Origin of the sequence: Klebsiella sp. CN_Kp100, from assembly GCF_040065315.1 — a bacterium.
Lineage (GTDB): Bacteria > Pseudomonadota > Gammaproteobacteria > Enterobacterales > Enterobacteriaceae > Klebsiella > Klebsiella oxytoca.
Genome location: NZ_JBEAIJ010000005.1, coordinates 208,647 through 222,341, shown reverse-complemented (window position 1 = coordinate 222,341; position 13,695 = coordinate 208,647). Strand labels below are relative to the sequence as shown.

The window sequence follows — 13,695 nt, the reverse complement described above, 5'->3', positions numbered from 1 at the left end:
TGTTTGTGTGAAGTGATTCACATCTGCCGTGTCAGTGGGAGCGCATTATAGGGAGTTATTTTGCGGTGACAAGCGGTAAAATGCATTTTTATTTCAACCGCTCATCTTTTATACATAACGCCTATTTCTGCCGCTTTTTAATCGCATCCGGCAGGTCTGCCAGGCTGTTTAGCACCCAATCGGCAGCACTTTCCGCTTCTGGAGTGACGGGTTTACCGGTGCGTACCAATACTTTCGTGCCAACTTCCGCCGCTAAGGCCGCCTGCATATCTTCAATTTTATCGCCCACCATATATGAGGCCGCCATATCAATGTGCAGGTAGTCGCGCGCCGAGATGAGCATTCCCGGATGCGGTTTACGGCAGTCGCAGGTCTGGCGAAACTCTTCAACGGTTCCCTGCGGATGGTGAGGACAATAATAGATGCCATCCAGGTCAACGCCGCGATCGGCCAGCGACCAGTCCATCCACTCCGTCAGCGTTTCAAACTGCTCTTCAGTAAACTTGCCGCGGGCGATACCGGACTGGTTGGTCACCAGCACCAGCGCATAGCCCATCTCCTTTAATTGACGCATCGCGTCAATGACGCCATCGATAAATTCAAAATTGTCGATTTCATGGACGTATCCGTGATCGACATTAATCGTGCCATCACGGTCAAGAAAAATTGCGGGTACTGACATTGCCACCGGTTTGCTCCTGATAAAGGCTAATTCGCCTAGTATCGCATGTTTCCGGACGCAAGAAAGTGCTCATTATACAGAGTCAGATTGATTTAGACGTCTGGATGCCTTAACATCCATTTCATTGACAGGCATCGCCTGGACACGGCAGAAGAAAATGCCACGGCAAACGGCTAAATGATAATAAATAACTGATGATTAAACTTTCGAATATCACCAAAGTGTTCCAGCAGGGGAACCGCAGCATACAGGCGCTGAACGATGTCAGCCTGCATGTTCCTGCCGGACAAATTTATGGCGTCATCGGCGCTTCCGGCGCGGGTAAAAGTACGTTAATCCGCTGCGTTAACCTGCTTGAACGTCCAACGCAGGGCAGCGTCCAGGTCGACGGCCAGGAGCTGACGGCGCTTTCAGAAAAAGAGCTGACTCGCGCTCGCCGCCAGATTGGCATGATTTTCCAGCACTTTAACCTGCTTGCCTCACGTACCGTGTTCGGTAACGTGGCGTTGCCTCTGGAGCTCGACAATACCTCTAAAGATGAAATCAAGCGTCGGGTGACCGAGCTGCTGGATCTCGTCGGTCTGGGAGATAAACACGATAGCTATCCGGCGAATCTCTCCGGCGGGCAAAAGCAGCGCGTGGCCATCGCCCGTGCGCTGGCGAGCAATCCAAAAGTCCTGCTCTGCGACGAAGCCACCAGCGCGCTGGACCCGGCCACTACGCGTTCGATTCTGGAACTGCTGAAGGATATCAACCGTCGCCTGGGCCTGACGATTTTGCTGATTACCCACGAAATGGATGTCGTTAAACGCATCTGTGATTGCGTTGCCGTTATCAGCAACGGCCAGCTTATTGAGCAGGATACGGTGAGCGAGGTGTTCTCTCATCCCAAAACGCCTCTGGCGCAGCAGTTTATCCAGTCAACGCTGCACCTTGATATCCCGGATGATTATCAGGCCCGCCTTAAACCTGAGGCTCTTGCCGATAGCGTGCCTATGCTGCGCATGGAGTTTACCGGTCATTCCGTAGATGCCCCGCTGCTTTCGGAGACTGCCCGTCGTTTTAATGTGAATAACAACATTATTAGCGCGCAGATGGATTACGCGGGCGGCGTCAAGTTCGGCATCATGCTGACCGAGATGCACGGCTCGCAGGAAGATACCCAGGCCGCGATCGCCTGGTTGCAGGAACATCATGTAAAAGTAGAGGTACTGGGATATGTCTGAACCAATGATCTGGCTGCTGGTTCGCGGCGTATGGGAAACGCTGGCCATGACGTTTGTCTCCGGCTTCTTCGGTTTTGTTCTTGGCCTGCCGGTCGGCGTGCTGCTGTACGTCACCCGTCCCGGGCAAATTGTCGCTAATGCGAAGCTCTACCGCACGCTTTCGGCGGTGGTGAACATTTTCCGTTCGATTCCTTTTATTATCCTGCTGGTGTGGATGATCCCATTCACTCGCGTGATTGTTGGCACGTCGATTGGCCTGCAGGCTGCCATTGTCCCGCTGACGGTTGGCGCCGCGCCGTTTATCGCCCGCATGGTGGAAAACGCCCTGCTGGAGATCCCAACCGGCCTTATCGAAGCATCCCGCGCGATGGGCGCAACGCCGATGCAGATCGTGCGTAAGGTTCTTCTGCCGGAAGCGCTTCCGGGTCTGGTGAATGCGGCAACGATTACCCTTATCACGCTGGTTGGCTATTCCGCCATGGGCGGTGCCGTCGGTGCCGGCGGCCTGGGACAGATTGGCTATCAGTACGGTTATATCGGCTACAATGCAACGGTAATGAATACCGTGCTGGTGTTGCTGGTTATTCTGGTTTATTTAATTCAATTCTCTGGCGATCGTATCGTCCGGGCTGTGACTCACAAATAACATCACACACAATACAGAATCTTACAGGAAGGAAATAACATGGCCTTTAATTTCAAAACCTTTGCGGCAGTCGGCGCGTTAATCGGTTCTTTGGCGCTGGTGGGTTGCGGTCAGGACGAAAAGGATCCAAACCACATCAAAGTCGGCGTGATCGTCGGCGCGGAACAGCAGGTTGCTGAGGTTGCGCAGAAAGTAGCAAAAGATAAATACGGCCTCGATGTTGAACTGGTTACCTTCAACGATTACGTGCTGCCTAACGAAGCGCTGAGCAAAGGCGATATTGACGTTAATGCCTTCCAGCATAAACCGTATCTGGACCAGCAGATTAAAGACCGCGGCTACAAGCTGGTTTCCGTCGGCAACTCGTTTGTCTATCCCATTGCCGGTTACTCGAAAAAAATCAAATCGCTGGATGAGCTGCAGCCGGGCTCGCAGGTCGCCATTCCTAACGATCCAACCAACCTTGGCCGATCTCTGCTGCTGCTGCAGCAGGTTGGTCTGATCAAACTGAAAGAAGGCGTTGGTCTGCTACCAACCTCACTGGATATTATTGAAAACCCGAAAAACCTGAAAATTGTTGAGCTGGAAGCCCCGCAGCTGCCGCGCTCTCTGGATGATGCGCAGATCGCACTGGCGGTTATTAATACCACCTACGCCAGCCAGATTGGCCTGACCCCGGCAAAAGACGGTATTTTTGTCGAAGGTAAAGAGTCTCCGTACGTGAACCTGATTGTCGCTCGCGAAGACAACAAAGATGCGGAAAATGTTAAGAAATTTGTTCAGGCTTACCAGAGTGACGAAGTTTACGAAGCAGCCAACAAAATCTTTAACGGCGGCGCGGTGAAAGGCTGGTAATCTATTCTCAGCGTAATATCATTCAGGACGGGCTTATGCCCGTCTTGTCATTTATGCAAGCACCTGATTCAATAGCGCCCTGTTTTATTATTTATTGAGGAAATACTATGCGTGCTTTACCGGTCTGTTTGTTAGCACTCATGTTAAGCGGTTGTTCCATGCTAAGCAGATCGCCAGTCGAACCTGTGCAAAGTACGGTCACTCAGCCAGCCAAATCGGAACCGGCCAAACCGAAAGCGACGCGCCCGGCCCCGGTAAGAATCTATACCGATGCAACAGAGTTGGTGGGTAAACCTTTCCGCGAACTGGGTGAAGTCACCGGTGAATCATGTCAGGCCTCTAATCAAGACTCTCCGCCCAATATCCCGACGGCTCGCAAACGTATGCAGATTAATGCGGCAAAAATGAAAGCCAACGCTGTGCTGCTGCACCGCTGCGAAGTGACCAGCGGAACCCCGGGCTGCTACCGCCAGGCCGTTTGCCTGGGATCAGCGCTTAACGTTACGGCGCAATGAGTGCTTTTCAGTTTGCGCAGATAGGCGTTATTCGCTCGCCCTATAAAGAAAAATTTGCCGTTCCCCGCCAGCCCGGGCTGGTTAAAAACGGCGGCGGCGAATTACACCTTTTGCCTCCCTATAATCAGGCCGATGCCGTACGCGGCCTGGAAAATTTCAGCCATCTGTGGGTCCTGTTTGTGTTTCATCAGACCATGGAAGGCGGCTGGCGTCCTACCGTCCGCCCTCCCCGCCTCGGCGGTAACGCGCGAATGGGCGTATTCGCTACCCGTTCGACCTTTCGTCCTAATCCAATCGGTATGTCTCTGGTCGAGCTAAAAGGTATTCGCTGCCAGAAAGAACACGTCGTGCTTGAGTTAGGCAGCCTGGACCTGGTAGATGGAACGCCGGTCGTGGATATCAAACCTTACCTGCCCTTTGCCGAAGCACTGCCGGATGCCAGCGCAAGCTATGCTCAGGAGGCTCCAGGGGCGGAAGTAGCGGTGAGTTTCACGCCGGATACAGAAGCGCAAATTTTAACGCTGGAGCGACGCTATCCTCGTCTTAAGTCGTTTATTAGCGAAGTTCTGGCGCAGGATCCGCGACCGGCATACCGCAAAGAAGAGGAGCCGGGTAAAACCTACGCCGTCTGGGTGCTGGATTTTAACGTGCGCTGGCGGGTGATTTCGTCCGGTTTTGAAGTCTTTTCTCTCGAAGCACGCTAATTTTATTCTCCTCTCTTTTGGCATCTTTGCCACACTGGTAAACTAAACCACTTTTTTGTGTCAGGCTGGCCTCCAGCCTGTATCGATCGTCCAAATGGAACCGTAACAACATGCGTACTAGCCAATACCTGCTCTCCACTCTGAAGGAGACACCTGCCGACGCCGAGGTTATCAGCCACCAACTGATGCTGCGCGCCGGGATGATCCGCAAGCTGGCCTCCGGGTTATACACCTGGCTGCCGACCGGCGTGCGCGTCCTGAAAAAAGTCGAAAACATCGTGCGTGAAGAGATGAACAACGCCGGTGCAATCGAGGTGTTAATGCCGGTAGTTCAGCCCTCTGAGCTGTGGCAAGAGAGTGGTCGTTGGGAACAGTACGGCCCGGAACTGCTGCGTATTGCTGACCGTGGCGAACGTCCGTTCGTACTCGGCCCGACTCATGAAGAAGTCATCACCGACCTGATTCGTAATGAGCTGAGCTCTTACAAACAGCTGCCGCTGAACTTCTATCAGATCCAGACCAAATTCCGTGACGAAGTTCGCCCGCGTTTCGGCGTAATGCGTTCCCGTGAATTCCTGATGAAAGATGCTTACTCTTTCCATACCTCTCAGGAATCGCTGCAGGAGACCTACGACGCGATGTACGCCGCGTACAGCAAAATCTTCAGCCGTATGGGGCTGGATTTCCGCGCGGTACAGGCTGACACCGGTTCTATCGGCGGCAGCGCATCTCACGAATTCCAGGTACTGGCGCAGAGCGGTGAAGATGACGTCATTTTCTCTGACTCTTCTGACTACGCGGCCAATATTGAGTTCGCCGAAGCCGTTGCGCCGAAAGAGCCGCGCGCGGCCGCCACGCAGGAAATGACCCTGGTCGATACGCCTGACGCTAAAACCATCGCCGAGCTGGTCGAGCAGTTCAATCTGCCGATTGAAAAAACCGTGAAAACCCTGCTGGTAAAAGCAGTAGAAGACAGTGAGTATCCGCTGATAGCCCTGCTGGTTCGCGGCGATCATGAACTGAACGAAGTCAAAGCGGAAAAACTGCCGCAGGTCGCCAGCCCGCTGACCTTCGCAACCGAAGAAGAGATTCGCGCGCTGGTGAAAGCGGGTCCCGGTTCTCTTGGCCCGGTTAATATGCCTGTTCCGGTGATTATTGACCGTACCGTTGCCGCCATGAGCGATTTCGCCGCGGGCGCGAACATTGACGGTAAACACTACTTCGGCATCAACTGGGATCGCGACGTCGCCACTCCTGAAGTGGCAGATATCCGTAACGTAGTGGCCGGTGACCCGAGCCCGGACGGTAAAGGCACGCTGTTGATTAAACGCGGTATCGAAGTGGGCCACATCTTCCAGCTGGGTACCAAGTACTCTGAAGCGATGAAAGCCTCCGTACAGGGCGAAGATGGCCGTAATCAGATCCTGACTATGGGCTGCTACGGTATCGGGGTGACTCGCGTGGTGGCGGCAGCCATTGAGCAGAACTTTGACGAGCGCGGGATCTTGTGGCCGGAAGCTATCGCCCCGTTCCAGGTTGCGATTCTGCCGATGAACATGCACAAATCCTATCGCGTGCAGGAGCTGGCTGAGAAGCTGTATGCTGAGCTAACCGCGCTGGGCATCGAAGTGCTGATGGATGACCGTAAAGAACGTCCGGGCGTGATGTTCGCCGATATGGAGCTTATCGGAATTCCGCATACCATCGTGCTGGGCGACCGTAACCTCGACAACGACGATATTGAATATAAATATCGCCGCAGCGGCGAGAAACAGCTGATTAAAACCGGCGATATCGTGAATTACCTGGTACAACAAATTAAAGGTTAACGCCAAAAGAGGCTCTGGTTTCAGAGCCTCTTTTTTACAAGGATTGTAATCATGGCTAAACGACGGGCTAATCATGTCCTGCTTTTTCCCGTATCGTTCTTACTTTCTGCCTGCACGGTAGACGTCAGCCGGTCCGTGCCTTCCGCTTCCACTATTAAGCAACCATCGCAGCAATGGGCGATTAAGCTTCAGCGCCAGAGCTCGGTGGCTAATAACACGCTGACTGAAATTAACGCATAAGATCTGCTCCCCGGCGATCTCCTTTTCTCTTCCAGCATTGGCGTGACGTCCCTGGGGATTCGTGCTCTTAGCACATCCTCCGTTAGCCATGTCGCTATCTATATCGGTGATAACCAGGTTGCAGAGGCAACCGGCGCTGGGGTGCAGGTTGTGCCTCTCCGGCAAGCGATGCAGCACAGCGATAAGCTGTTTGCCCTAAGAGCGCCTGACCTCACGCCGCAACAGGCCGCTGGCATTAAAAATTTCGCCTATAAAAACAGAAACAGCGCATATAACTATCGCGGCATTATTGAATTTGTGCCCTTTATGGTCACCAAACAGCTATGCACCCTGAATCCCTTCTCAAAAGATTTCCGCCAGCAGTGCGTGAACGGTCTGGCCAAAGCCCAACTGAGCGATGCAGCATCCGGGGACAAAAAAATGTGGTTTTGTTCGGAGTTTGTCAGCGATGCCTTCGCGAAGGCCGGACCCCCGCTGACCCTGGCTCAACCGGGCTGGATTAGCCCATCAGACTTGCTTCATATGCGTGAGGGGGATGTGGCAAACTTTAAGCCCGAAACACAATTGCAGTATATCGGGCATCTTAAATTGGGAATTTATATCAAGACAAGCCGCCTCGTAGGACTCAATTAATTAACGAGAATTGCAGTCTTCTTTTTGATAAAACTTGCCGGGTGAATCCACCGCCAGAACTTTAACCGGCGCTCCCGAATCCGGATTCGCTTCCAGCGTAAAGTGCCCCTCAACCACCAGCAGCACCGGTCGAGTATCCGTACCGCGCGCAGCGGCATAATCACGCTCGAGCTGAGCATTATTGGCGACAGCCACTCGCTTGCCGGTCGCGCAATCGGTAAAGGTCGCCGCATCCGCCATATAGAAGTACATTCCGCGCATCGCCATTGGCGTGATGGGCAGACTGGCTTTGACTGATTCAAGCGTATAGTTCAGCGTCGACTCGATGGGGTTACCGTCGCGATCGAGCATTTCCAGCTTATCGCCCTTCGCCCGATAATAAGACTTCTCGCCTTTGCTGTCGGTCAGCACCAGCTTATCAGCCGTGCGCGCCCAGGTACCATATGAAGCAAAAGAGGAAGGTTCGCGGCTAACGCCCTGATATCGTTCATTCATCACCCAGGTGCCGTCTTTCTCAAGAAAGAGCGAGGTTTCAATCCCTTCGCAGTCGGCGCACGGCAGCACGCCGCGCCAGCTCTGCTGCATCGGTTTTAGCTCTTCCATCGGCGCCGGCTGTAACGTTTCCATTTCCGTACGATGGTTACAGCCGAACAGGGCAAAGAGCGAACAGGCCGCCACGACTGAAAATACGATTTTCTTCACTGTAAATTCCTTATCATCCATTCCACCGGTTCGCCATATTCTTACTGGCGAACCTTTCCACGCAGCGCTTTAACTGAGGATTTTTGCGCCTTTGAAGCCAGTCGGCGCTCTTTTGAGGCCCTGGTTGGTCGCGTCTCCCGACGGCTCTTCTGCACTGCGGTTAATTCTTGTATTAGGGCAACCAGACGCGCAATTGCCGCTTCACGATTCATTTCCTGGCTGCGATATTCCTGAGCCTTAATGATAACCACACCCTCGGCAGAAATTAAGTGGTGGCTGGCGGTAAGCAGACGTTCCTTATAATAGTCAGGCAGGCTCGAGGCTTTAATATCAAAGCGCAAATGAATGGCCGTTGAGGACTTATTCACGTGCTGACCGCCCGCTCCCTGCGCGCGTATGCCGGAAAGTGAAATCTCGTCCTCCGCAATCGCGACGCTGCGGCTAATCGTAATCATGCGGGTGTTTGCCAGGCCGTTAAATGAATTTCCAGATTATTCTTAGCGTCAGATAACCAGATAGCGCCGTCCTGGATGGTCGCCTGCAGCGACATCGTCCGATCGGCAAAAGCGCTGAGCTGCGCCAGCTGAGTATCATCCAAATACCACACCGTCAGCTTCGAAAACTGAGCCATTTTGTTCTGGTTTTGCTGCCACCAGATTTCTGCCGCCCGACTATTATAGGCGAACAGCGCCACCTGCTGGGCCCGCGAGCAGGCTTTTTTAATTCGCCGCTCGTCCGGTAGCCCCAGTTCAATCCACAGATCCACGCCCAGATGATCGTTAAGCAGCCAGAGTTCCGCTTCATCGTCGGAAGATAAACCGCGGGTAAACTGCAGACGCTCGTCGGCGTATTTAATCCACGCCAGCAGGCGCAGCATCATGCGCTCCTGGGTTTCCGACGGATGCTGGGCAAGCGTCAAACTGGCATCCAGAAACTGGTTACGGTCCAGGTCGGCTACGTTCACCGTCGCTTTATAAATCGTCGCTTTCAGCGCCATGACTCTACTCCTGATAAAAATGGCGTACATTGTAGCGAAACTGACGGCAAAAGGCTGTCAGCAATCGACGGATCGCCTCTCATCCTGCTGATATTGCTTAAATGACTATGGTATAGTCACCTTGCTAAACAGAGTTTATCTTCGTAGGCTTAAACTTACATCCCACGGTTAAGTCAGAACGCTGACAGGAGGGCATGTGGAAAAATATTGTGAGTTAATACGCAAGCGGTATGCGGAAATAGCCAGCGGGGACCTTGGGTATATCCCGGATGCGCTAGGTTGCGTGTTGAAAGTATTGAATGAGGTTGCGGCGGATCAGGCCCTTGCTGAGTCAGTCAGGGAAAAGGCCGCATATGCGGCGGCAAACTTACTGGTGAGCGATTATGTCAATGAATGATACTTATCAACCCATCAATTGCGATGATTATGACAACCTCGAACTTGCCTGTCAGCACCATCTCGTCCTGGCGCTGGAGCTCAAAGATGGCGAACAGCTGCAAGCGAAGGCCAACGATCTTATCTCGCGCAAAAATATCGAGTATCTGGTCGTAGAGCTCGCCGGGAACGTCCGCGAACTGCGCCTGGATAAAATCGCCAGCTTCAGCCATCCGCAAATCGGTACGGTAGTCGTTAGCGAGTCCTGAATCAAAACGGGTGGCCTAGCCGCCCGTTTTCCTCCATCTCATCTGTAAGCCTTCACTTTCCTGAACTTTCCCATCGACGGTAATAAACAGACCATCGGCGGCGGCAATAAGCGTTTCGCCATAGAACAGTAGCGGAGTCGTATCGCGCCGCCAGGGCGCAACGCCCAGCTCCTGCCAGATTTTTTTCAGCTTGCGACCACCGTTGCGACCCACGATATGCAGATTACCGCTGGCACGAAAGCGAATAGTAACGGCTTCTCCCTCGCGCGGCCCGCGTAATGGCCCGCCGGACAGTAAGCTCAGCTCGCCGAGACCGTCAGGCAACGGCAGCGGGCTGGCAGTATCGCGCCACTCCAGCATTGTCTCACTCTGGCCTGGAATATATCTCACCCAGTACAGACGCTGCTGGTAGCGGCGAACGGTAAACGGGCCAAGGCGCAAACAGGGAAACGCATCCTCGCGCGCCATCGCCACTTCACGCCAGATACGCTCCGGCACCTCGCGCGAAGGCATTGGCGCATTGAGCCCAGCCAGCCAGCGGCGCAGCAGCGCGGCCCGCCGAGGCGCGCTCATAGTCGTCAACGGAGCGATAGTTAACGAACTGTCCTCAGCAACCAGCGTTGCCAGCTCGGCGGCCAGCATTTCATCCAGCAGCTGTTCCTGTTCGCCGCACAGGCTGGCGCTGCGCGCCACGGCCTCGGCAAAGTGCGGCCAGCGTGCATGAAGCAGCGGGAGAATCCGCAGGCGGAGAAAGTTGCGATCGTAAGCGTCATCCTGGTTGCTTTCGTCTTCAATCCAGCTGAGCTGACGGGCCATCGCCCACTGATGGAGGGAGTCACGGCTTTCGTGAAGCAGCGGGCGCAGCAGTTTCGTCCCGGCAAAATCGGACTCGCCGGCCATCGCCGAGAGCCCGGCAGGGCCGCTTCCCCGCTTAAGGGCTAACAGGAAGGTTTCGCACTGGTCATCAAGATGCTGCGCGGTCACCAGCGTTTCGCCGGGCGCCAACGCCGAACGAAATGCCTGGTAGCGCGCCTGGCGCGCATGAGCCTCAATTCCCAACCCCTCATCGGCGAGCGCGACCCGCTCTACCAGAAGCGGCACCTGCCACTGCTGGCACATTTGCTGGCAGTGCGCCACCCAGTCGTCGGCGTTGGCGCTGAGCCCGTGGTGAATATGTATCGCCCTCAGGCGAACGGTGGGATCCTGCTCGCGCCAGAGCACCAGGCGATACAAAAGCACGCTCGAATCCAGCCCGCCGCTAAAGGCCACTAAAAAATGGCGGTGCGGCTGAAGCGTGTGCGCAATGTCCGGGATCATCATCATGAGAGTACTAACTGAGGTAAGCGTGTTCGGCACGTTACCCGCCAGAACACGCGCTGACAAGAATTACTGCTGATAAATCTCCAGCGGCAGCCCGTCCGGATCGTTAAAAAAGGTGAAACGCTTACCGGTAAAAGGGTCGATACGAACCCCTTCACAAGGCACACCGTGCGCCTCAAGATGAGCCACAGCGGCATCGACATCATCGACGCTAAACGCCAGATGGCGTAACCCGCAGGCTTCGGGGCGACTCGGACGCGAGGGAGGAAACGGGAATGAAAACAGTTCAATGACATATTCACCATTCAGCGCCAGATCGCCTTTCCAGGAATCACGCTCTGCGCGATAAAATTCCCCCTGCAGGGTGAACCCCAGGATGTCGCAGTAAAACGCTTTACTCTTCGCATAATCCGTCGCAATGATAGCGATATGGTGAACCCGTTTTAAACCCAGCATGGTACCACTCCTCCTGTTGAAGCCAACAACGTTACTCGCTCAGTTCATTATTGCGCAAGCGCTTAGTCATTTTTTAAGACTCGAACCCAGTACACCCCATCTTCATCGCGTTTCGCGCCGTGGATATCGGTTTCGAAGCCCGGATAGTGGCGACCAATAGAGCACAGCATGAGCAGGAAATTGAGCACCGCGCGGCTCTCTTCGGCGATCATCTCACCGGGCATCAGCAGCGGCACGCCGGGCGGGTACGGTAGGATCATATTCGCTGAAATACGCCCGACCAGATTTTCCAGTTCGATAGTTTCCACTTCACCTTTGATCTGCCGCTGCCAGGCCTGATGCGGCGTCATTTTCATCTCCGGCAGGACGTCAAAGGCGCTAAGCATCAGCTGCGAGAGCTGGTGCTGGCGAATCAGACGATGAATACCCTGCGCCAGATCCTGAATGCGCATATTGCGGTAAAAATCCGGATCTTCAGCGTACAGATCCGGCAGCATATTTTTCACTCGCAAATTGAGATCGTAAGAGCGTTTGAACTCAGTCAATCCACGCAACAGTCCCATCGCTCGGGTTTTATCTATACCGATACTAAAAAGGAACAGCAGGTTGTACGGGCCCGTTTTCTCGACGACCACGCCGCGCTCATCAAGGAATTTCGCCACCAGCGCCGCCGGTATACCTTCATTATCCATATTACCCTGCTCATCCATGCCGGGCGTCAGAATCGTCACTTTCACCGGATCGAGGTACATATGGTCGCTATCGGCATCCTGAAAACCGTGCCACTGTTCACCGGGCGAAACCGGCCAGCACTGCGCTTCACCAATCTCTTCCGGCTGCCAGATATCAAAGAACCAACCGTCAGACTCCTCGCGTAATCGCTGCACCTCTTTACGAAAATCCAGCGCCCGCTCAATCGAACGCTGGATCAGTCGCCTGCCGGAATTACCCCGCAGCATGGCTGCCGCCGTTTCAATAGAGGCAACGATCGGGTAGCTCGGTGAGGTCGAGGTATGCATCATAAAGGCTTCATTGAAGGTATCTTCATCGTAGCTGCCTTTAATATGAATCAGCGAAGCCTGCGATAGCGCCGCCAGCATTTTGTGCGTCGACTGCGTTTCAAAGATCACTTTGCCCGGGATGCGATCGCCGCTCATCCCGCTTTTCCCCTGATAGATCGGATGGAAATGAGTGTAGGGTACCCAGGCGGAGTCAAAGTGGATTGACGGCACGTCGAGGGTCTCTTTGATCCAGGTCGTGTTATACAGCAGCCCGTCATAGGTGGAGTTAGTGATCACCGCATGAACCGGCCACCCGGCGCCGCCGGTGGCGTTGACTTTTTGTTGAATACTATCGCGGGTAAATTCACGCTTGGGTATGCCGCCGAGGATCCCTAGCGCGTTGCGCGTCGGTTTCAGCCATAGCGGCACCACATCGCTCATCATCAGTAAATGGGCCAACGATTTATGGCAGTTGCGATCGATAAGCAGGGTACTGCCCGCCGGGGCAGAATACATACCAACAATTTTATTCGACGTCGAGGTTCCGTTGGTGACCATATAGCTCTGCTCGGCGCCGAAGGCGCGGGCAATATACTCCTCGGCCTCCAGATGCGGGCCGCTATGATCGAGCAGCGACCCCAGCTCCGTCACGGAAATAGAGACGTCTGCCTTTAAGGTATTACCGCCAAAGAAATCATAAAACAGACAACCCACCGGGCTTTTTTGATAGGCCGATCCGCCCATATGTCCAGGCGTACAGAAGGTATATTTTCCCTCCTGTACGTAGTTAAACAGCGCCCGGGTAAACGGCGGGGTGATGTTGTCGAGGTATTCGCGGGTGTATTGACCGATGCGAGTAGCGATCTCTTCCGAAAGCCCCAGCGCATATTCAAAGAACCATAGCGTCATACGCAGGTCCTGACTGCTGACGTCCATCGTCGAATGGGCGTTGATAAAGGCGTACAGCGGCAGATACTCATTTAAACGATTGATATCGCTGCACAGATCCACGCTGTACTCATCCCAATCGAAAATGACTCCGCAGATCCGCGGATTATGCTCAATAAACTGCAAAAGGTCGGCGCTATTTTGCGGCCAGATGGTCTGGAAACCTTGCCGTTGCAGGGCAGCTTCCAGTTCTTTCATCGGTTCGTCTTTATAATAGACGCCGTGGGGACCCATGATCGCAATAATATTCACGCTTTCCTCCAGGAATTGACCTAAGGAAAGCATAATAGCACCCCG

The 13,695-nt window shown here is 54.0% G+C and carries 15 protein-coding genes and 1 pseudogene; 9 read left to right on the top strand and 7 right to left on the bottom strand.

All coding sequences use genetic code 11. The features are described 5' to 3' along the window. Window positions 1-121: 121 nt before the first annotated feature. Complete coding sequence (gmhB, locus tag ABLV12_RS06010) at window positions 122-688, bottom strand: D-glycero-beta-D-manno-heptose 1,7-bisphosphate 7-phosphatase (protein ID WP_004107881.1); 567 nt, start codon at window positions 686-688, stop codon at window positions 122-124. 188 nt (window positions 689-876) lie between these two features. On the opposite strand from gmhB, the gene metN reads away from it, so the two are divergent. From metN to ABLV12_RS05975, 7 genes and pseudogenes are all read left to right on the top strand, one after another. After that, window positions 877-1,908, top strand: a complete 1,032-nt coding sequence (metN, locus tag ABLV12_RS06005; RefSeq protein WP_004107883.1) for a methionine ABC transporter ATP-binding protein MetN — start codon at window positions 877-879, stop codon at window positions 1,906-1,908. Next, window positions 1,901-2,554 carry a methionine ABC transporter permease MetI gene (locus ABLV12_RS06000; protein WP_004098792.1) on the top strand — a complete coding sequence of 218 codons (654 nt, stop codon included), beginning with the start codon at window positions 1,901-1,903 and terminating at the stop codon, window positions 2,552-2,554. Before metN ends, ABLV12_RS06000 begins: the two co-directional genes overlap by 8 nt. A 39-nt stretch (window positions 2,555-2,593) precedes the next feature. Further along, window positions 2,594-3,409, top strand: coding sequence for a methionine ABC transporter substrate-binding lipoprotein MetQ (metQ, locus tag ABLV12_RS05995; RefSeq protein WP_004107886.1), 816 nt, complete (start codon window positions 2,594-2,596; stop codon window positions 3,407-3,409). A 107-nt stretch (window positions 3,410-3,516) separates the two neighbouring features. Further along, on the top strand, window positions 3,517-3,924 hold the full coding sequence (gene rcsF, locus ABLV12_RS05990; RefSeq protein ID WP_004110735.1) for an Rcs stress response system protein RcsF: 408 nt from the start codon (window positions 3,517-3,519) through the stop codon (window positions 3,922-3,924). Beyond that, the gene (gene tsaA, locus ABLV12_RS05985) at window positions 3,921-4,628 is read left to right on the top strand and encodes a tRNA (N6-threonylcarbamoyladenosine(37)-N6)-methyltransferase TrmO (RefSeq protein ID WP_064398237.1); all 708 of its coding nucleotides are present in this window, start codon (window positions 3,921-3,923) and stop codon (window positions 4,626-4,628) included. Before rcsF ends, tsaA begins: the two co-directional genes overlap by 4 nt. Window positions 4,629-4,738: 110 nt before the next feature. After that, the gene (gene proS / locus ABLV12_RS05980; protein ID WP_004107892.1) at window positions 4,739-6,457 is read left to right on the top strand and encodes a proline--tRNA ligase; all 1,719 of its coding nucleotides are present in this window, start codon (window positions 4,739-4,741) and stop codon (window positions 6,455-6,457) included. 51 nt (window positions 6,458-6,508) lie between these two features. Then, window positions 6,509-7,330, top strand: a pseudogene (locus ABLV12_RS05975) (YaeF family permuted papain-like enzyme). On the opposite strand, the gene nlpE reads toward ABLV12_RS05975, so the two are convergent. The 3 genes from nlpE to ABLV12_RS05960 are packed head-to-tail and all read right to left on the bottom strand — an operon-like array spanning window position 7,331 to window position 9,029. After that, complete coding sequence (nlpE, locus tag ABLV12_RS05970) at window positions 7,331-8,053, bottom strand: envelope stress response activation lipoprotein NlpE (protein ID WP_016807408.1); 723 nt, start codon at window positions 8,051-8,053, stop codon at window positions 7,331-7,333. 20 nt (window positions 8,054-8,073) lie between these two features. Next, complete coding sequence (gene arfB, locus ABLV12_RS05965; protein WP_004107898.1) at window positions 8,074-8,487, bottom strand: alternative ribosome rescue aminoacyl-tRNA hydrolase ArfB; 414 nt, start codon at window positions 8,485-8,487, stop codon at window positions 8,074-8,076. Continuing rightward, entirely contained in the window at window positions 8,484-9,029 is a 546-nt protein-coding gene (locus tag ABLV12_RS05960) for a YaeQ family protein (RefSeq protein ID WP_023320358.1), read from the bottom strand. The genes arfB and ABLV12_RS05960 overlap by 4 nt, the downstream gene beginning before the upstream one ends. Before the next feature lie 196 nt (window positions 9,030-9,225). Here ABLV12_RS05960 and ABLV12_RS05955 point away from each other — a divergent pair, with 196 nt between their 5' ends. Then, the gene (locus ABLV12_RS05955; RefSeq protein WP_004107902.1) at window positions 9,226-9,426 is read left to right on the top strand and encodes a YaeP family protein; all 201 of its coding nucleotides are present in this window, start codon (window positions 9,226-9,228) and stop codon (window positions 9,424-9,426) included. Next, window positions 9,413-9,673, top strand: coding sequence for a Rho-binding antiterminator (rof, locus tag ABLV12_RS05950; protein ID WP_004107903.1), 261 nt, complete (start codon window positions 9,413-9,415; stop codon window positions 9,671-9,673). Before ABLV12_RS05955 ends, rof begins: the two co-directional genes overlap by 14 nt. Window positions 9,674-9,688: 15 nt before the next feature. Here rof and tilS read toward each other — a convergent pair whose 3' ends face one another. From tilS to ABLV12_RS05935, 3 genes are all read right to left on the bottom strand, one after another. Next, window positions 9,689-10,996, bottom strand: coding sequence for a tRNA lysidine(34) synthetase TilS (gene tilS, locus ABLV12_RS05945; protein WP_064398333.1), 1,308 nt, complete (start codon window positions 10,994-10,996; stop codon window positions 9,689-9,691). Between the two features lie 63 nt (window positions 10,997-11,059). Next, window positions 11,060-11,449 (bottom strand): VOC family protein, encoded by a 390-nt coding sequence (locus ABLV12_RS05940; RefSeq protein WP_004107908.1) that lies wholly within the window; start codon window positions 11,447-11,449, stop codon window positions 11,060-11,062. Between the two features lie 62 nt (window positions 11,450-11,511). After that, complete coding sequence (locus ABLV12_RS05935; RefSeq protein ID WP_026055832.1) at window positions 11,512-13,650, bottom strand: lysine decarboxylase LdcC; 2,139 nt, start codon at window positions 13,648-13,650, stop codon at window positions 11,512-11,514. Window positions 13,651-13,695 lie beyond the last annotated feature (45 nt).